The organism is Streptomyces sp. NPDC003042 (assembly GCF_053591315.1).
Map to the genome: position 1 here is coordinate 131,316 of NZ_JBSFTP010000006.1, position 19,155 is coordinate 150,470.

Annotated in this window: 14 protein-coding genes; 7 read left to right on the top strand and 7 right to left on the bottom strand. The window is 73.2% G+C overall.

Annotated features, from left to right (window positions below):
• Positions 1–66 precede the first annotated feature (66 nt).
• The 6 genes from ACWDYJ_RS05565 (at position 67) to ACWDYJ_RS05590 (ending at position 6,407) form a co-directional block, all read left to right on the top strand.
• Positions 67–1,227 carry a DUF4190 domain-containing protein gene (locus ACWDYJ_RS05565; RefSeq protein WP_451564169.1) on the top strand — a complete coding sequence of 387 codons (1,161 nt, stop codon included), beginning with the start codon at positions 67–69 and terminating at the stop codon, positions 1,225–1,227.
• Between the two features lie 138 nt (positions 1,228–1,365).
• Entirely contained in the window at positions 1,366–2,118 is a 753-nt protein-coding gene (locus ACWDYJ_RS05570; RefSeq protein WP_451564170.1) for a GntR family transcriptional regulator, read from the top strand.
• Positions 2,119–2,380: 262 nt separating this feature from the next.
• Complete coding sequence (locus ACWDYJ_RS05575; protein ID WP_451564171.1) at positions 2,381–2,575, top strand: SPOR domain-containing protein; 195 nt, start codon at positions 2,381–2,383, stop codon at positions 2,573–2,575.
• 39 nt (positions 2,576–2,614) lie between these two features.
• On the top strand, positions 2,615–3,037 hold the full coding sequence (locus ACWDYJ_RS05580; RefSeq protein WP_451564172.1) for a (deoxy)nucleoside triphosphate pyrophosphohydrolase: 423 nt from the start codon (positions 2,615–2,617) through the stop codon (positions 3,035–3,037).
• Between the two features lie 154 nt (positions 3,038–3,191).
• Positions 3,192–3,620, top strand: a complete 429-nt coding sequence (locus ACWDYJ_RS05585) for an ATP-binding protein (protein WP_451564173.1) — start codon at positions 3,192–3,194, stop codon at positions 3,618–3,620.
• Positions 3,621–3,824: 204 nt separating this feature from the next.
• The gene (locus tag ACWDYJ_RS05590) at positions 3,825–6,407 is read left to right on the top strand and encodes a SpoIIE family protein phosphatase (RefSeq protein ID WP_451564206.1); all 2,583 of its coding nucleotides are present in this window, start codon (positions 3,825–3,827) and stop codon (positions 6,405–6,407) included.
• Positions 6,408–6,427: 20 nt separating this feature from the next.
• On the opposite strand, the gene ACWDYJ_RS05595 is transcribed toward ACWDYJ_RS05590, so the two are convergent.
• The 7 genes from ACWDYJ_RS05595 to ACWDYJ_RS05625 all read right to left on the bottom strand — a co-directional run bounded on the left by ACWDYJ_RS05595 (position 6,428) and on the right by ACWDYJ_RS05625 (position 16,317).
• Positions 6,428–7,147, bottom strand: a complete 720-nt coding sequence (locus tag ACWDYJ_RS05595) for a PspA/IM30 family protein (protein ID WP_451564174.1) — start codon at positions 7,145–7,147, stop codon at positions 6,428–6,430.
• Positions 7,148–7,206: 59 nt separating this feature from the next.
• Positions 7,207–9,327 carry a TPM domain-containing protein gene (locus ACWDYJ_RS05600; RefSeq protein ID WP_451564175.1) on the bottom strand — a complete coding sequence of 707 codons (2,121 nt, stop codon included), beginning with the start codon at positions 9,325–9,327 and terminating at the stop codon, positions 7,207–7,209.
• A 42-nt stretch (positions 9,328–9,369) separates the two neighbouring features.
• The gene (locus ACWDYJ_RS05605; RefSeq protein WP_451564176.1) at positions 9,370–12,477 is read right to left on the bottom strand and encodes a protein kinase domain-containing protein; all 3,108 of its coding nucleotides are present in this window, start codon (positions 12,475–12,477) and stop codon (positions 9,370–9,372) included.
• A 48-nt stretch (positions 12,478–12,525) separates the two neighbouring features.
• The gene (locus tag ACWDYJ_RS05610; RefSeq protein ID WP_451564177.1) at positions 12,526–13,302 is read right to left on the bottom strand and encodes a succinate dehydrogenase/fumarate reductase iron-sulfur subunit; all 777 of its coding nucleotides are present in this window, start codon (positions 13,300–13,302) and stop codon (positions 12,526–12,528) included.
• Positions 13,299–15,200 (bottom strand): fumarate reductase/succinate dehydrogenase flavoprotein subunit, encoded by a 1,902-nt coding sequence (locus ACWDYJ_RS05615; RefSeq protein ID WP_451564178.1) that lies wholly within the window; start codon positions 15,198–15,200, stop codon positions 13,299–13,301. The genes ACWDYJ_RS05610 and ACWDYJ_RS05615 overlap by 4 nt, the downstream gene beginning before the upstream one ends.
• Before the next feature lies 1 nt (position 15,201).
• On the bottom strand, positions 15,202–16,026 hold the full coding sequence (locus tag ACWDYJ_RS05620) for a hypothetical protein (RefSeq protein WP_451564179.1): 825 nt from the start codon (positions 16,024–16,026) through the stop codon (positions 15,202–15,204).
• A 66-nt stretch (positions 16,027–16,092) separates the two neighbouring features.
• Entirely contained in the window at positions 16,093–16,317 is a 225-nt protein-coding gene (locus ACWDYJ_RS05625) for a hypothetical protein (RefSeq protein ID WP_451564180.1), read from the bottom strand.
• Positions 16,318–16,680: 363 nt separating this feature from the next.
• Between ACWDYJ_RS05625 and ACWDYJ_RS05630 the strand changes: the two genes are divergently transcribed.
• Entirely contained in the window at positions 16,681–19,017 is a 2,337-nt protein-coding gene (locus tag ACWDYJ_RS05630; RefSeq protein WP_451564181.1) for an ABC transporter substrate-binding protein, read from the top strand.
• Positions 19,018–19,155 lie beyond the last annotated feature (138 nt).

Genomic DNA, 19,155 nt, shown 5'->3' on the forward strand with positions numbered 1-19,155 from the left:
TCGCCCCCGCTGCGTACTATTCGCGCATTCGTTCGCGCCACCCCCTGTGATGGAGTACCTCACCCTGTGAGCAATCCGGCCCCGCCGCAGCCGCCCAACGGCCCCGGGCACTACTGGCCCCCGCCGTCCCCGCCGCCGGTGTGGGGTCCGCCCGCGCATCAGCACCCGCCCGCCCTCAACGGCTTCGCCCTGGCCTCCCTGCTGGTCGGGCTGCTCTGCTTCCCCCCGCTCGGAATCGTCTTCGGCGGCGTGGCGATGGTGCAGATCGCGCGCAAGCGGGAGCGCGGCCGGGCCCTGGCCATCGTGGGAGTGAGCGTCTCCATGGTGATGACCGTCGCCCTGGTGTTCGGCATCGAGCGGTACGCCGAGCCGTTCTTCGACCGGCTCGGATCGGACCAGGCGTTCGAGGAGACCGAGGGCCAGCTGGCCGACATCGAGGAGCTGCGCGAGGGCGACTGCTTCAACGTCCCCGGCGGCGACCTGCTCGCGGACGACCCCTTCGTCTACCGGATCGGCTGCGCGCGGACGCACGACGCCGAGGTGACCTCCTCGAACCAGCTCGACCTTCCGGGCTTCCCCGGCATGCCGAAGCTGAAGGAGACCGCCACGGACCTGTGCTGGAAGGCGCAGGACGCGTACGCCATGGACACCTGGGCGCTGCCCTCGTACGCGGAGATGTTCTACTTCGCCCCCACCCGGGAGTCCTGGCGCGAGGGCGACCGGCGGCTGGTGTGCGTGATCGGCACGGCGGAGGAGGACCACGAGGGCAGTCTGCGCAAGGACGCCGCGATGCTGACGCCGGACCAGGTGGCCCTGCTCCGCGTGCTGAACGAGGCGGACCACGTGCTCGGGGGAGGACCCGACGCGGAGGTCGAGGAGGCGCTGGCGGACTACCGGACCTGGGCGCGGGAGGTGGACGCGGCGCTGGCCGCGGAGGCGCGGCTGCTCCAGGGCGTGGCGGCGCGGCCGGAGGTGGGTGCGGCGGCGCGGGCGCAGCTGAGGGAGGTCGAGGCGGCGCGCAAGGAGTGGCAGCGGGCGTCCCGGGCGACGAAGCCGGCCGACTTCGAACAGGCGTGGGACCGGGCGCTGGCGGCGATCAACCTGGACACGGAGAAGGCACTGCGCGGCGCGTACGGGCTCGCGACGGAGGTTCCGCAGTGGCTGGAGGAGTACCCCGGACCCTCGGGCGGTGGCGCGGGAGGCGGGCCGTCGTCGGAATCGGCGTGAGGCCTTGGTGGGTAACGCACGGTAACGGGTTTGAGTGACCTGGCTTCATCACTTCGAGTGAAACTCTGGCCCGTGCTTGCGTAGTTCAACCATGGGTTGCCAGGCTGTAGCTGTCTGTCAACCTGATGGGAGTGGCCAGTGACTTTCGGTGAGCAGCCGGCCTATCTGCGCGTCGCCGGGGATCTGCGACGGAAGATCGTCGATGGGTCCCTGCCCCCGCACGCCCGGCTCCCTTCCCAGGCCCGGATCCGCGAGGAGTACGGGGTATCGGACACCGTGGCGCTGGAGGCCCGCAAGGTCCTCATGGCGGAGGGGCTGGTCGAAGGCCGTTCCGGGTCGGGTACGTACGTCCGCGAGCAGCCCGTACCGCGCCGGGTCGCCCGCTCCGGCTTCGGCACGGGCGGTTCGTCGACGCCGTTCCGGCAGGAACAGGCGGAGACGGGCGCGCGCGGCACCTGGGAGTCGAACAGCGAGCAGGCGGGGGCGCCCGCCGAGATCGCGAAGCGGCTCGGCATCGAGCCGGGTGACCGGGTCATGCGTACGCGGTACGTCTTTCGCGACGCGGGGGAGGCCATGATGCTCTCCACTTCCTGGGAACCCCTCGCCGTGACCGGCCGGACCCCGGTCATGCTCCCGGAGGAAGGCCCCCTCGGCGGCTCCGGGGTGGTCGACCGGATGGCCGCCATCGACGTCGTCGTGGACAACGTGATCGAGGAGGTCGGCGCGCGGCCGGGCCTGGCCGAGGAGATCATGTCGCTCGGCGGGGTCCCGGGGCACGTGGTCCTCGTGGTGAGCCGTACCTACTTCGCGTCGGGCCGCGCCGTGGAGACGGCCGACGTGGTCGTCCCGGCGGACCGCTACCGCCTGGCGTACCACTTGCCGGTTCGGTAGGCCTGGCCGGCCGGCTGAGGTTTGATCCGGCCTTTTCGAGGGGGCTCCGGCGTGCGCGCCGGGGCCTTCTTCGTTGGGCCGGCTCCCGCGCGTACCTGCGGCGACGTCTGTGCGGGGGCCATTCGTACGCCTGGCCGGATGCTACGCCCCTGAGGTACCTCTTCGTGAAAAACCGTATCCGCTCAGTAAAGGTCGGGCGTAAGCTCCGGCATATGCGCAATGCGGTTTCCTGGGCAGGTACATCGGCGGAGGGTGAAGCGCGATGAACGACAGCGGTGCCCTGCTCCCATGGCTGGTCATACGTCAGGACGACAACGGCAACCGCTACCGGGTGGGCCGCTATCCCAGCCGGGCCGAGGCCCAAAAGGTCGTCGACAGCCTCGATGACCGGGGACACGAGCAGCTCTACTGGGTCGAGCGGATCGGACAGGGCAGCCAGACCGCGACGGCGAACTGACCGTCGGGGCCGGCCGGCCGCTGACATAGGCTCCGCCCCATGACGGTACGCGTGGTCGTGGGCGGAGCCCTTTGTCGTGACGGGCGCCTGCTGGCCGCCCGGCGCAGTGCGCCGCCCGAGCTGGCCGGCCGGTGGGAGCTGCCCGGAGGGAAGGCCGAGCCGGGCGAGTCCGTCCCCGCGGCGCTCGTGCGCGAACTGCGCGAGGAGCTCGGCGTCGAGACGGAGGCGCTGGAGCGGATCCCGGGGGAGTGGCCGCTGAAGCCCGGTCTCGTCCTGCACGTGTGGACCGCCCGGCTGGTGTCCGGGGAGCCCGCGCCGCTGGAGGACCACGACGAACTGCGCTGGCTCGGACCGGAGGAGCTGGACTCGGTCGACTGGCTCGACCAGGACCGGCCCGCGGTCGCGCTGGCCGGGCGCCTCCTGCGCGGTCCGCGGCACGGCGGGGCGCACCGGGGCGCGTGAAGCGCGCGCTGTAGGCCGTCCGCGCCACAGTGCGCCGGTGCGTGGGGGATCGAGTGGTACGACGCCTCGAATATCGGGTATGTCGCTATTAATCCCAATCTCGTCCCTCTTTCGTCCCCGACGAACCGGACTGGGGTCGCTGCTGGCCCGGGAAGTGATCGGCGTGATCGACGCAGACGGTGAATGTGCCGAGTGGGCCTTCCCCGCCGAGCCCGGTGCCGTCCGCACCGCCCGCCATGCCGTGCGCGGCGCCCTGCGCTCCTGGGGCCTGGACTCCGTCGGTGACGTGACCGTCCTGCTGGTCAGCGAGCTGGTCACCAACTCCCTGCGCTACGCCTCCGGCCCCATCGGGGTCCGCCTCGAACGGCGCGAACCAGCCGAGGGTCAGCCGGCCGGCAGTGCGGCGCTGCTCGTGGAGGTGTCCGATCCGCTTCCGGATCCGCCCCGCGAGCGGCTCGCCGAGGCCGACGACGAAGGCGGACGAGGGCTGCACCTCGTGGCGGTCTCGGCGCAGCGCTGGGGGACCCGGCACGGGAAATCGGGCAAGACGGTGTGGTTCGAGTTGGCTCTTCCTGGTCAGTAACAAGGTGAAGGGGGGACGGGGGGTTCCCCTCGGACGGAGCCTTGGGGTGAATGGCCGGAAACTAACGGGACCTTTTTGTGATCGTGAACGCCGTGCCGTCAGGGGCCGTGGTGCTGAATACTTCGGTCATGGCCGGTCCGGTTGCGGTGAGCTGGAGGGGACGGTCGCGTGAGCGAGATACCTGCGCAGGCACATCAGGCCCGAATGCCCGGGGAGACATGGCACGACTCCTTGTGGCACAGCAGCCCGCCTGGCTCGATATATGAGTACATAAAGGTCGCTTCGTTCTCGATCGGTCCGGACGGGCTCGTCGATCAGTGGAGTCTGCGCGCCGAGGAGCTGTTCGGGCTCACGGCGGTCCAGGTGGTCGGGCGCGATCCGGTCGATGCCTTCATGCCGCCGGAACTGCGCGCCGGCGGCCACCGCAAGGTCGCGGAGATCCTCGACGGCAAGGAGTGGACGGGCCTGGTCCCCTTCCGGATCCCCGGCGGGAACGGCGCGCACGGTGTGGCCGAGATCTATGTGATGCCGACCCGGACCGAGAGCTCGGAGCGGGCCGCGCTGTGCGTCGTGGTCGACGTACGCGCGCTGCGGCGCATCGAGTCCGACCTTGCCGCCTCTCAAGCCATATTCGGCCAATCTCCCTTCGGGTTCCTGCTCTTCGGCACCGACTTCACCGTGCAGCGCGCCAACCGCCGCTTCGCGACCGTCTTCGGCGGCGGGGTGGAGGAGCACCGCGGCCGGACCGTGCACGACTACCTGCCGCCGCACGAGGCCGAGCGGATGACCGAGGCCCTGCGCCGGGTGCTGGAGACCGGCGAGGCCGTCACCGACCTGCGGATCACCGGCGCGGCCCCGGGCAGCCGCGACAACCGCCACTGGTCCATCAACCTCTACCGGGTGCACGGCGGTACCGGCCGCCCGGTCGGCATCGCGGGCCTCGGCACCGACGTCACCCGCCGCCACCTCGCCGCCCGCGAGGCGGCCGGCGTCCGGCGCAACCTCGCCCTCCTCAACGAGGCCGGGCACCGTATCGGCAACTCCCTCGACCTGGAGACCACCGCCCGGGAGCTCCTCGACGTCACCGTCCCCGGCTTCTGCGACCTGGCCGCCGTCGACCTGTACCAGGGGCTGCTGCTCGGCGACGACGACCGGCCCGCCCGGCCACAGGGACCCGGGGTGCCCTCCCTGCCCGGACAGGGCGCCGGGCGCGCGCCGTCCGCGCCGCTGCGGCGGGTGGCCTTCGCCTCCGCCGTCTCGGACGCCCCGCTGTCGGGACCGGGCGCGCTGGTCTCCGTAGGGGAGATCCACCGCTACCCGGCCGCTTCACCGGGGGCTCTCGCCCTGCGTACGGCGCGGACCCGGCTGATCGAGAGCGGCGCGGTGGACGACCTCGTGCAGTCCACGCTGGTCGTGCCGATGGTCGCCCACGACACGGTGGTGGGGCTGGCCCAGTTCTCCCGTACGAAGGGCAGCGAGCCCTTCGGCGAGCGCGACCGGGCCGTCGCCGTGGAGCTGGCCGCACGGGCGGCCGTATGCATCGACAACGCGCGCCTGTACCGGCGCGAGCACGAGCGGGCACTGATACTCCAGCGGAGCCTGCTGCCGCCCGGCGACCCGGAGGCGGCGGGCCTGGACATCGCCTGCCGGTACCTGCCGGGGAACGCGGCGACCGAGGTGGGCGGCGACTGGTTCGACGTCATCGAGCTGCCGGGCCATCGCACGGCGCTGGTCGTCGGCGACGTGATGGGCCGGGGCCTGCGGGCCGCCGTCGCGATGGGCGAACTGCGGACCGCCGTACGGACCCTGGCGCTGCTGGACCTCGAACCGGCGGAGGTGCTGACCGCCCTCGACGAGGTCGCCCGGGGCCTCGGGGCGCCCGGCGGCTCCCAGCAGGCGTCCCGGGCCGCGCTGCACTCGCGGGACGCCGACCGGTCCGAGGTGTACCTCGCCACCTGCGTGTACGCCGTCTACGACCCGGTGACGCGGCGCTGCACCATCGCCAACGCCGGCCACATGCCGCCGGTGCTCGTCGAACCGCCCGAGGAGGGCGCCACGCCGCGCCCCGGACTGCTGCTGGAGGTGCCGCCCGGGATGCCGCTCGGCGTGGGCGGCGAGCCCTTCGAGGAGGTCGAAGTGGAACTGCCCGAAGGAGCCCTGCTGGCCCTCTACACCGACGGGCTGGTCGAATCCCGCGACCATCCGCTGGAAGAGGGGCTGCGCGGACTCCGCGAGGCCCTCGCCGATCCGGTGCGCCCGCTGGAGGACGTCTGCGACCACGTGCTCAACACCCTGCACACGCGGCACGGCGAGGACGACATCGCCCTGCTCATGGCGCGGGTGCAGGGCCTGCCGGTGGACGCGGTCGGCGACTGGCAGCTCCCGCGCGAGGCCAGATCCGTCGGCCGCGCGCGGGAACTCGCGCGGACGAAGCTGCCCGCCTGGGGGCTGGAGGGGCTGCTCGACACCACGGAACTGCTCGTCAGCGAGCTGGTGACCAACGCCCTGCGGTACGGGGAGGGCGAGATCCGGCTGCGGCTGCTGCTGGACCGGACCCTGGTGTGCGAGGTGTGGGACGGGAACCTGGCGCAGCCGAGGCGCCGCCGCGCCCGGGACACCGACGAGGGCGGGCGGGGCCTGCAACTGGTCGGGCTGCTGTCCGCCGGGTGGGGCACCCGGCGCACCCACCGGGGGAAGACGGTCTGGTTCGAGCTTCCGCTGCCGGGGGCTGCCGCCCAGTCGGTGACGGGGCTGTCGGAGGAGCAGCTGCTGGGCATGTACGGGTGAGAGCGCCGTCTCCTGGAGGGTCAGGCCGCGCGGCCTGATTTGAGGGCGGCGAGGCGGGCCTCGATCTCGCTCGTCCTGCCGAGGTCGTCCAGGGATTCGAACTGGGCGTCCAGCGAGGACGCCGCCAGTTCCTGCTTGCCCATCGCCATGGCCTCCTCCCGCCGGACCTTCTCCTCGAAGCGGTGCAGGTCGCTGGTCGGGTCCATGACGTCGATGTTCTTCACCGCGTCCATCATCGTGTTCTGCGCCTGCGCGGTCTTGGCCCGGGAGACCAGCTCGTCCCGCTTGGCCTGGAGCTCGGTCAGCTTGTTCTTCATCGAATCCAGGCCCGTCTTGAGCCTGTCCACGACCTCCGTCTGGGCGGCGATCGTCGGCTCCGCCGTCTTCGCCTCCTTCTCCGACTGCATCTGCCGCCCCAGGGCCACCTTCGCGAGGTTGTCGAACTTGTCCGCATCCGCCGTCGCGCCGGAACCGCGCAGCTCGTCGGCCTTCTTGCTCGCCGCGAGGGCCTTGTCGCCCCATTCGGCGGCCGCCTCCACGTCCTCCTTGTGGTCCGCCTCCAGCATCCGCAGGTTGCCGATGGTCGTGGCCACCGCCTGCTCGGCCTCCGAGATGTTGTTGGAGTAGTCGCGGATCAGCTGGTCGAGCATCCTCTGCGGGTCCTCCGCGGAATCCAGCAGCGCGTTGATGTTGGCCTTGGCGAGCTGGGTGACGCGACCGAGGATGGTCTGCTTGCTCATGGTGGGCTCTCCTGGTGAGGGATGGTCGTCGTCCGGTGTCGTCGTCCGGTGTTCGGGGGTCAGAAGCGGCCGCCACCGCCCATGCGGCCGCGGGTGCCGCCGCCGCCGAAGGAGCCCGGGCCGCGGCCGCCTCCGCCGAAACCGCCCCCGAAGCCGCCTCCCCCGAAGCCGCCTCCGCCCCGGCCGCCGCGCAGGATCTCGCCGAGGATGATCCCGCCGAGTACGGCGCCACCCCGGCCGCCGCCCGCCCGCCGGCCGGCGTACGGGTTCTGGTACGTCCGTACGTCCTGTTCGGCCAGCTGCTGCGCCTGGCGTGCCAGCGAGTCCGCCTGCCGCGCCTCCGCCAGCGCGCCCGCCGGGTCCGTCCCGGTCAGCGACACCGACCGCTCCAGGTGCCGATGGGCCTCGGCCAGCCGGGTGCGGGCCTGGCTGCCGACCGCGCCCCGGCTGGTGGTGACGTAGTCCGTCGCCGCGCCGATCGCGCTACGGGCCGACAGCAGGGCCGGGTCCAGCAGGGCCACCGCGCGGCGGCGGCCCGTCTCCTGCTCCCGCGCCGCCGCCAGCGCCTCGTCGAGGGTCGCGTCGGCCTCCTCGACCCGCCGCAGGGCGTCGATCGGGTCGTACCGGCCGGCGCCCTGCTCCCGGGCCACGTCGGCCACCACGGCCTCCGCCCGGCCGATCCGGCCGCGCAGGTCCGCCGTGGAGGAGCCCTCCGCGGTGCCGGTGAGCAGGCCGTGCGCGTCGGCCAGGTCGGTCTGCGTCTCGGTGACGGCGCCCGGCAGCTTCCCGGCGGCCTCCGCCAGTTCCCGCGCCCTTCGCTCGACCGCGTCCACCAGGGTCGCCGCCTGGTCCACCGCGCTCTCGGCGGCCCGTACGTGGACGGCCGCCCTGCCGTTGTCCCCGGCGTCGATCGCGGCCCGCGCCTCGCCGAGGCTGGTGGTCGCGAAGAGCAGCCGGTCCTCGGCCTGTTCCGGGTTGGAGGCGACCGGCGCGGACGCGGAGTCCGCGTACCGGCCCACCAGCGCCGTCAGCGTCGCCTTCGCCGTGGTCGTACGCCCGGTCAGTGCCCGGAAGTGCGCCTCCACCGTGGCCAGGGCCTGGGGGGCGTTCTTCTCCAGGTCCCGCAGCCGGTCGAAGTCCGCCGACTCGGCGTCGAGCCGCCGGTTCGCCTCGGTGCACCGGGCCACGATCTCGTCCAGCATCCGGCGCCGGGTGGCGTCGTCCTCCGGGTAGGCGTCGTCGAGCTGCTGGCGCAGCCGGAAGGCGTGTGTCAGCTCGTCGCGGGCGTACTCCACCGCCTCGGTGAACGTCCCGACGGCCGCCTCGCCGAACTGGGCCGTGGCGAAACCCAGTTCCTCGGTGCTGGTGCGCACGGCGTCGTCGGTCTCCACCAGCAGCGCCTTCGCCCTGGCATCGAGTTCGGGCAGCGGGGTCGCCCCCGCCCGGCCGTCCCCCCAGCCCGTGGGGGTCTTCGTACCGGCGCCCGCGACCCAGCGCTTGCGGCGGCTGTACGCGTACGCCGCGAGGGCCCCGGCCGCGCCGACGGCGACCACGGGGAGCACGTAGTCCCCCGCCCCGACGCTCTCGCCGCCCGCCCGGTCGTCGCCCGGGTCGGCCTCACCGGGGGTGATGGCGGGCGTGGGGACCGGCAGCCCGCCGAGCACGGCGTCGTAGCCCCTGGCCGCGCCGATCGCCGCGCCCGCCCAGTCGTTCTGTCTCAGCGCGGGCTCGATGGCGTCCCGGGCGACGGCCGCGAGCTGCTCCTCGGTGAAGCCGGAGTCCACATCGGCCGAATAGGCGTACTGCCGGTCGCCGGTCGCCACCGCGAGCAGCAGGTCGTTCTGGCCCAGGCCGTTCTTCTGCGCGGTGGCGTCCGCCCAGCTCTGGGCGGAGCGCCCGGAGAAGTCGTGCACGTACGCGACGAAGAGCTGGATCCTGCGGTCGGCGTAGAGCTCGTCCAGCGCGGCCGTGACGGCGGGCGCGCGGCCGCCCAGGGCCCCCACGCGGTCGGTGATCTGCCCCTGCCGGGACAGGGTGACGGGATCCTCGGCGCGGGCCGGCGGTGCCCCGGCCACGCCCCAGCCGCCGAGCGCCAGCAGCGCGGCGGCGAGGGCCAGTCCGGTGCGCGCGGCTATCCGGGCGGTGGCGCGGGCCTGCGTCCTGCTCGTCGGCGCAATCACAATTGGGAGGTTATGGGCGGTTTCCCGTCCCCGCACCCGGAGTCACGGCAGGGCGATCGCCGTGAGGGCGGGCAGCGGGAGGACGAGGTTGTCCCCGGCGAGCACCGCGCCGAGGTCGCCGACCGCCGGGTCCTCCCAGTGCCAGAGCGGCCTTCCGGTGGCCGCGTCCAGCCCGCTCACGAACGGCTGCGCCGGCCGGCCCAGCAGTCCCCGCCGGCCCCCGCGGGCGGACTTCACGTACAGCACGCCCTGGCGTGTGCCCAGCAGTTCCAGGGCGCAGACGGTCCCGTCCCGCCGGGTCATCGGCCGCTGCCAGCGGACCTCGCCGGTGGCCGAGTCCAGCGCGAACACCATGTCCCAGCCCTGCTCCGGGCGGTACGCGGCCGCGTACACCGTCCCGGCCGAGGCCAGCAGCCGCGGCGCGGTGGTGCCCGCCTCGAAGCGCCACAGCTCGCGGCCGTCGCGCCGGTGCAGCGCCCGTACGCAGTCCCCGTCCAGTACGTGCACGGGACCGCCCGGCAGCTGCGGGCCGCCGGCGTATTCGTTGCGCGGCCAGGACCACAGGGCCTGCCCGGTGCTCAGGTGCAGCCCCGTCAGCAGCAGCCCGTCCGCCAGGACCAGGCAGTCCCCGGCCACCGTCAGCCTCCCGGAACCGCCGCCCTGGACCGGGCGCCGCCAGACGGCCTCCCCGGACGCCGCGTCCACCGCCGTCAGCTCGCCGCGCGACCCGAGCAGCACCATCCCGTCCGCCACGGTCAGCGCCGCCACGTCGCGCGGCCGGGCCTCGGGCAGGTCGAGCCACCAGCGGACCCGCCCGTCCTGCGGCTCCCGGGCCAGCAGCCGGACCCCGGGGCGCTCACGGCGCTCCACGGCGACGTACACCGCCCCCGCGTCCGCCGCGCAGGACACCGCCGTCGCCCCGGACAGCGGCGGGGCGGGGACGCCCTCGTCGGCGAACGCCGTCCAGCACGTCGCCCCGGTGTCCGCGCGTACGGAGCCCACCTCCTCCCCGACCCGCCACACCACGCTGTCACCGGCCGCGTGCAGCGAGGCCGGGCGGGCGCCGGTGTGCCAGCGCTCCCTGCCCGGGGCCACCACGGCCACCGTCCCCGGCCGCGCCGACTCCGAGCTGACCGCCACCGCCGTTCCCCGGGGCGGCGGGGTGCCCGGGTCGGCGGCCGCCTCCGCGAGCCACGGCGCCCGTCCTGTGGCCACGCTGTCCCGGGCGATGTGCGCCAGCGCCCGCGCCCGGTCGGCCGGCTCGGCCAGCGCACGGGCGTCGGCCGCGCGCTCCCGCGCCCGCGCCGGATCGAGCAGGGGCTCGGCACCCCGCTCGACCCGCATCCGGGCCGTCGCCAGCGCGGCGAGAGCCTGGTCGGTCTCCGGGTCCCCGGTGTCCTCGGGACGGCCGCCCAGCAGACCGGCCGCCTGGGTCCGCAGCCGCTCGGCCGCTGCGATGCTTCCCTGCCGGGCGTGGAGGGCCGACTCCTCCCGCAGCCGCCCCGCCCGCTCCTCCAGGAACGGCGGCAGGCTCCGCTCCGCCCGCTCCAGCGCCTGGGCCGCGCCCGCGGTGTCCCCGGCGGCGGCCCGCTCGCCCGCCACCCGGCACAGGGCCGTCAGCCGGTCCGCCGCCGAGCCGGCGCTCTCCCCGATCCGCAGCGCGGCGGGCAGGTCCCGCCGGGCGACGGCCACGGCGAGGTCGGCCGCGACGGCCACGCGCAGCGCGGGGTCCTCTATCCGCCCCAGCCGCTCACCGGCCCCCTCGGGATCGGCGGCGGCGAACGCCGTGCTGATGCCGACCCGCAGCCGGTCGCCCAGGGGATGGCCCGCGAAATGACGCTCGGCCAGCCGCGCGGCACGCTCGGGGGACAGCTCGGACAGCTCCTCGGCGACCGCCCGCAGCGGGGCCTGCCGGTTGGACCCGAACACCGTGAACAGCGCCTGCTCGGCGTCGGTCAGCAGCCGTTCGGCGCGGGCGGGCGCGTGGCGGGAGATCTGCCGCGCCAGGAAGGCCAGCCGGTCCGCCACGCGGGCGCCGTTGCCCTCGGCGTCGGTCCAGGCCGCGTGCTCGGCCGCCGCGAGGAGCCGCCCGGCGAGCCCGGCGTCGAAGCGTGCCGCGACGTCCGCCGCGACGGCCAGGGCCTCGACGCGTACGTGTTCCCGGCCGGGCGAGGCGCCGCGCAGTGCCTCCTCGGCCTCCAGCAGCAGTTCCCGTACGAGGTCCGGTACGGCTTCCGCCCCGGCCGCTTCCCCCCATGCGGGCGTGGCCGCTTCCACCACCGTGGGTACGTATACGGGCAGCTCCCCGGCCCCCGCGGATCCCGCCCCCATCAGCCCCCGCAGGACCTTGCCCACCGCCTGCGCCGACTCCGGCCGGTCCGCCGGGTCCTTCGCCAGCAGGGCCAGCACCAGCCGGTCCAGCTCGGGGGCCAGGCCCAGCGGGCGCGGGGAGTCCTCGACGTGGCGGCGCATCAGCACGTACAGCGTCTCGGCCGCCCCGAACGGCGGCTGCCCGCTGAGCAGGGCGTAGAGCACGCACCCCAGCGCGTACAGATCGCACCGGGCGTCGACCCGCTCGCCCCGCCACTGCTCGGGTGCCATGTACGGCGGGCTGCCGAAGACCCGGCCCGTGACCGTCCAGCCCGCCGTCGCGTCGGCGGAGTGCGCGATGCCGAAGTCGCAGATCTTGAGCCGCCCCGCGGGCAGCAGGAAGAGGTTTCCGGGCTTCAGGTCCCGGTGGACCACGGCCTGTTCGTGGGCCGCGGCCAGGGCCTCCGCCGTCTGGGCGGCCAGAGCGAGCGCCTCGTCGACCGGCAGGCCGCCCGGGACGCGGGCCAGGACCGAGGCCAGATCCTCGCCGGCGAGCAGCTCCATCACGATGAACAGCCGGCCGTCGTGCTGCCCGACGTCGTGCACCACCGTGATCCCGGGGTGCTGGAGCCGCGCCCCGATGGTGGCCTCGCGCCGGAAGCGGGCGACCAGCTCCTCGTTCGTCGCCGCTTCCAGCACCACCTTCACCGCCACGGCCCGCTCCAGGTTGAGGTCGTGGCCGCGCCACACCTCGCCCATGCCGCCCGCCCCGAGCCGCTGGTCCAGCCGGTACCGGTCCGCCAGTAGATCCCCCACCCGCACCGCGAAGCCCCCTGACATCACGTCGATCGACGAAGCACCAGGGGGCATTCTGTCCTGCGGAGGCGGCTACTGGGGTTCCGAACGGCGCCGGATCTTGCTGCCCAGCCAGACCAGCGGGTCGTACTTGCGGTCCACGGCCCGCTCCTTCAGCGGGATCAGGGCGTTGTCGGTGATCTTGATGCCCTCCGGGCAGACCTCCGTACAGCACTTGGTGATGTTGCAGTAGCCCAGCCCGTGCTCCTCCTGGGCGGTGCGCTTGCGGTCCAGGCCCGCCTCCGCCGCCGCGTCCAGCGGGTGCATGTCCAGCTCCGCCACCCGCATCAGGAAACGCGGCCCGGCGAACGCTTCCTTGTTCTCCTCGTGGTCACGCACCACATGGCAGGTGTCCTGGCACAGGAAGCACTCGATGCACTTGCGGAACTCCTGCGAGCGCTCCACATCCACCTGCCGCATCCGGTACGCGCCCGCCGCGACCCCCTGGGGCGGCACGAAGGACGGCACCTCGCGGGCCTTGCGGTAGTTGAAGGACACGTCCGTGACCAGGTCCCGGATCACCGGGAAGGCCCGCAGCGGGGTGACGGTGATCGTCTCCTCGCGCGTGAAGGTGGACATCCGCGTCATGCACAGCAGCCGCGGGCGCCCGTTGATCTCCGCGCTGCACGAGCCGCACTTGCCCGCCTTGCAGTTCCAGCGCACCGCGAGGTCCGGGGTCTGGGTCGCCTGGAGGCGGTGGACGATGTCCAGGACCACCTCGCCGTCGTTCACCTCGACGGTGAAGTCCCTTAGCGATCCGCCCTCCGCGTCGCCCCGCCAGATCCGGAAGCGGGCGTCGTAGGTAGTCACTCTGAGAGCTCCTCTTCGGCGAGGTACTTGACCAGCTCTTCCTTCTCGAACAGCCCGAGCAGGTCGGCACGGATGGGTTCGGTCCGGGTGCGGACGAGAGCGATCCGGTCGGCGGCCGGATCCGCGGGTGCGGGGTCCACCGGCCGGCACAGCAGGTTCACCGGCCGCCAGTCCCGCTCCATCGACGGGCAGTCCTCGCGGGTGTGCCCGCCCCGGCTCTCGGTGCGCTCCAGGGCCGCGCGGGCCACGCACTCGCTGACCAGCAGCATGTTGCGCAGGTCCAGCGCCAGGTGCCAGCCGGGGTTGAACTGCCGGTGCCCCTCGACCCCGGCGCGGGCGGCCCGTACGCGCAGCCCCGCCAGCCTCTTGAGGGCCTCGGCCATCTCGGCCTCCCGGCGGATGATGCCGACCAGGTCGTTCATCGCCGTCTGGAGTTCCTGGTGCAGGGTGTACGGGTTCTCCGCGCCGTCGGCGGCGTGGAACGGGGCCAGCGCCTCCTCGGCCGCCGCGTCGATCTCCCGCTGCGCGACCGAAGGCCGCTCCTCGGGGGCCGAGGCGTACTCGGCCGCGTGCAACCCGGCCCGCCGCCCGAAGACCAGCAGGTCGGAGAGGGAGTTGCCGCCGAGCCGGTTCGAGCCGTGCATCCCGCCCGCGACCTCGCCCGCAGCGAAGAGCCCCGGTACCCCGACCGTGGCGGCGGTGTCCGAGTCGACCGCGATGCCGCCCATCACGTAGTGGCAGGTCGGGCCGACCTCCATCGGCTCCGCCGTGATGTCCACGTCCGCCAGCTCCTTGAACTGGTGGTACATCGACGGGAGCCGCCGCTTGATCTTCTCCGCCGGCATCCGGGTGGACACGTCCAGGAACACCCCGCCGTGCGGGGAGCCGCGGCCCGCCTTCACCTCGGAGTTGATGGCCCGCGCCACCTCGTCGCGGGGCAGCAGCTCGGGCGGGCGGCGGTTGTGGTCCGGGTCCTCGTACCAGCGGTCGCCCTCCTCCTCGGACTGGGCGTACTTCTCCTTGAAGACGTCGGGGATGTAGTCGAACATGAACCGCTTGCCCTCGCTGTTGCGCAGCACCCCGCCGTCGCCGCGCACCGACTCCGTGACGAGGATGCCCTTCACCGAGGGCGGCCAGACCATCCCGGTCGGGTGGAACTGCACGAACTCCATGTTCAGCAGGGGCGCGCCCGCGAGCAGCGCCAGCGCGTGCCCGTCGCCGGTGTACTCCCAGGAGTTGGACGTGGTCTTGAAGGACTTGCCGATCCCGCCGGTGGCCAGCACCACCGCCGGGGCCTCCAGGACGAAGAAGCGGCCCGTCTCGCGCTCGTAGCAGAAGGTCCCCGAGACCTTGTCGCCGTCCTTCAAGACCCGGGTGACGGTGCACTCCTGGAAGACCTTGAGCCGGGCCTCGTAGTCCCCGTACTCCTTGAAGTCCTCCTGCTGGAGCGCGACGATCTTCTGCTGGAGGGTGCGGATCAGCTCCAGGCCGGTGCGGTCGCCGACGTGCGCGAGGCGCGGGTACTCGTGCCCGCCGAAGTTGCGCTGGGAGATCTTCCCGTCGGGCGTCCGGTCGAAGAGGGCGCCCCAGGTCTCCAGCTCCCAGACCCGGTCCGGGGCCTCCTTCGCGTGCAGCTCGGCCATCCGCCACTGGTTGAGGAACTTCCCGCCGCGCATGGTGTCGCGGAAGTGGACCTGCCAGTTGTCGCCCTCGTTGACGTTGCCCATGGAGGCGGCGATCCCGCCCTCCGCCATCACCGTGTGCGCCTTGCCGAAGAGGGACTTGCAGATCACGGCCGTACGGGCGCCCCACTCGCGGGCCTCGATCGCGGCCCGCAGTCCGGCGCCGCCCGCGCCGACCACGACCACGTCCCACTGCTGCCGGTCTACTTGGGCCATCTCAGAAGATCCTCAGGTCGGTGATGGTGCCGGTGGCCAGCAGGTACACGTAGAAGTCGCACAGGGCCACGCTGATCAGGGAGGCCCAGGCCAGCTCCATGTGGCGGGTGTTGAGCCGGCTGACCCAGCCCCACATGCGGTAGCGCACCGGGTGCTTCGAGAAGTGCTTGAGGCGGCCGCCCATGATGTGCCGGCAGGAGTGGCAGGACAGGGTGTAGGCCCAGATCAGCACGATGTTGACCAGGAACACCAGGGTTCCCAGACCCATGTGGCCCCACGCGTACTGCTCGTCTCGGAAGGTCAGCACGGTGTCGTAGGTGAGGATCCCGGCGACCGGCACGGCGGCGTAGAAGAAGTACCGGTGCATGTTCTGGAAGACCAGCGGGAAGCGGGTCTCACCCGTGTAGCCGGTGTGCGGCTCGGCGACGGCGCAGGCGGGCGGCGAGGCCCAGAAGCCCCGGTAGTACGCCTTGCGGTAGTAGTAGCAGGTCAGCCGGAAGCCGAGCGGGAAGACCAGGATCAGCAGGGCGGGGGACAGGCCCCACCAGCTCCCGAACAGGTCGGCGTTGGGGCCGCCGCGCATCGTCTCGCAGTTCTCCGCCAGGCACGGCGAGTAGAACGGCGAGACGTACGGGGCCGCGTAGTAGTGGGCGTTCGCGAACGCCCGCCAGGTCGAGTAGACGATGAAGGCGAGCAGCCCGGCCGCGGTGGCGGCGGGCGACAGCCACCACCGGTCGGTCCGCAGGTGCCGGGCGGCGATCGCGGCCCGCGAGGGGCCGTGGACGCCGCCCGGCCGTTGCTGGGGTGGTTCCGTGCCTGTGGCCAAAGGGAACTCCGGGTGGAGTGATGCCGGAAGACGGGACGGGTGCGTAGGGCGTACGGCCGGTGGGTGTCAGGGGGCGTGGCGGTCGCGGGCGCCGAGGCCCTCGTCGTCGGAGTCCGTCCACAGCGAGCTGTCGTACGGGGTGTCCGGGACGGTGACCATCTCGCTCGGACCGGCCGTCTTGGGCGCGGCGGATGACTTCTGACGTGCGATGTCCTGCTCCAGCCGTTCGACGGAGCGGACCAGTTCGTTCAGATTGCGTCGTACGGCGGTCAGATCGTCTTGCAGGGACATGTCGTGCCCTCATTTCCGCGGGTGCGATGGCAACGCTCACGGGCGCCTGCGAGTGTCGCGCCTCCCGTCCCCGCTTGTGAAGGGACGTGCAGCGATTCCGGGCGCGCAGGCGCAAACCGTGCGCCCCCTCCCTGAGCCCATTTTCATCCCTCTCCCGGGGGAATGCCCGTTCGCAACGCAAGCGGGATTGGTCCGCACGGGTGGGGTTCGCGGCGTGGCGCGGGTCCGCTCCGGGAGACCCGGGGGGCTGTCTATTTCAGTGGGTTTCGGCACCAGTGTGATCAGCTCCATATACCGCCGAACGTGATCAAGACCGCCCTTTCACGCCCCACCCGCCACGCCCCGCCCCGGAGGTACCAACCCATGTCCCAGAGAAGGCGCAGGTCCTTGGCGCTCCTGACCTCGGGAGTCCTCGCACTGCCGCTGCTCGCGGGCTGCGGCGCGGGTGACGACGAGGGCGGACCGGCCGCCGCAGGGCAGGACATCGCCGCCACCGCCCGCGACAAGGTCACAGACGGCGGCGTGCTGCGCTGGGCCGTGGACGCCCTCCCGGCCACCTTGAACACCTTCCAGGCCGACGCGGACGCCGCCACCGCCCGGATCGCCGGGGCGGTGCTGCCGCACCTGTTCGTGCTGGACGGCAAGGGGCGCCCAGTGGCCAATCCCGACTACCTGGAGAAGGCCGAGGTCGTCGAGCGCGAGCCCAAGCAGGTCGTCCTGTACAAGCTGCACCAGCAGGCGGTGTGGAGCGACGGCCGTGAGATCGGCGCGGCCGACTTCGTTGCCCAGTGGAGGGCCCTGAGCGGCAAGGACTCGGCGTACTGGACGGCCCGCAACGCCGGCTACGAGCGGATCGAGAAGATCGAGAAGGGCAAGACCGACCTGGAGGTCAAGGTCACCTTCGTCAAGCCGTACGCCGACTGGCGCTCCCTGTTCAGCCCGCTCTACCCGAAGCAGGTCACGGGCACCCCGGACGCCTTCAACGAGGGAGCCCGCGGCACCCTCAAGGTCACCGCCGGGCCCTTCGGCCTCGGGACCATCGACAAGAAGGCGGGCACCGCCGCGCTGACCCGCAACCCCCGCTGGTGGGGTCAGCCCGCCAAGCTGGACACGCTCGTCCTGACCGCGGTGCCCCGCGCCGAGCGCCCCTCCGCGCTGGCCGCCGGGAAGGTCGACCTGGCGGAGATCGACCGGGCGGGCGCCGACCGGATCGCCCTCGCCCAGCGCGACGCGGAGCGCGCGGCGGGCGCGCACGGCCCCGCGACCGCGCAGACCCCCGCACAGGCCACGCTGTCGTGGGCGCTGGCCCACGGCGCCGACCAGGGCAAGGCCCAGGCCGAACAGGAGATCCGCCGCAAGAACGCCGAGGCGGCGGAGAAGTACGCAGCCGAGCAGGCGGCCCTGCGCACCTTCGTGGTCCGCAGGTCCCTGGAGCCGGCCTACACGCAGCTCGCCATGAACGGCGCCTCCGGCCCGCTGGCGGACGAGCGGGTCCGCCGGGCGCTGGCCCGGGCCCTGGACCGCAAGGAACTGGCCGAGATCGTACTGAAGCCCGTGCGCCTGCCCGCCAAACCGGTCGGCAGCCACCTGGCGCTGGCGGGGCAGCGGGCGTACGCGGACAACAGTGGCGCTCTGGGCGGCCAGGACACCCAGGCGGCGCAGGCCCTGCTCGCGGACGCGGGCTGGCGCCGGGGCGGCAAGCTCAGCGAGCCGGCCGGGGCCAAGGCGGGCGCCGAGAGCGCGCCGCAGGACGACTCCAAGAGCCCGTCGGGCCCCGGCACCGGCAACGACGGCCTCTACATCGTGGGCCAGGAGAACGGGCGCAACGGCGATCCGCGCTCCGCGACCGCCAACCTGGCCGCCCGCCTCCAGGCCCGCCCGGCGCGGGCCCCGGGCGACGGGGAGATCGTCGACGCCGACGCCTTCGTCCCGGGCGCCGCCCGCCAGGACCGGCCATCCCCGGCCCTCGCCCCCGGCTCGCTCGCCGACCAGCAGGAGAACGTACTGCTCGCCCAGGCGCGGACCATCGCCGACGGCAAGGCCACCGGGGCCACCGAGGACACCGAGGACGGCAAGGAGCCCGCCCGGGCCAGCCAGCCCCCCGCCCCGGTCAAGCAGGCCGCCCGCACCTCGGGCGCCATGCTCGCCAAGGACGGCAAGCCGCTCACCCTGCGCTTCGTCCTCCCGTCGGGCCCCGGATCGGAGGCGCTGCGCACGGTCGGCGAGCGGATCTCCCGGATGCTCCGCGAGATCGGCGTCAGCACCGAGATCAGCAAGGTCGCGGACGAGAGCTTCTTCAAGGACCACATCGCCTCGGGCCAGTACGACCTGGCCCTCTACTCCTGGCCCGCGACGGCCTACCCGGCCACCGACGCCCGCCCCATCTTCGCCAAGCCCGAGCCCGCCGCCGACGGCTCGCTCCTCGTCGAACAGAACTACACCCGGGTCGGCACCGACCACATCGACCAGCTCTTCGACCAGGCGGCCGGCGAGCTGGACGAGAAGAAGTCCCGCGAGCTGATGCGCAAGGCCGACGCCCGGATCTGGGCCGCCGCCGGCTCCATCCCGCTCTACCAGCGCCCCGAGCTGGTCGCGGCCAAGCCGAACCTGGTCAACGCCGGCGCCTTCGGCCTCGGAGCGCCCCGCTTCCAGGACATCGGCTGGAAGAAGCCGGCCGACGCCAAGACCAAGAAGAAGTAGGAAGCTCAGATGTGACTCAATTCCCTTGCCCGCCGGACACCCGGCGGGCAAGGTCGTGCGTACCCGTTGACCCGCATGAACACTGGCCGGACGCACGACCGAGGCACCCCACCCCGCACTCGGCCGTCCTCATTCGTC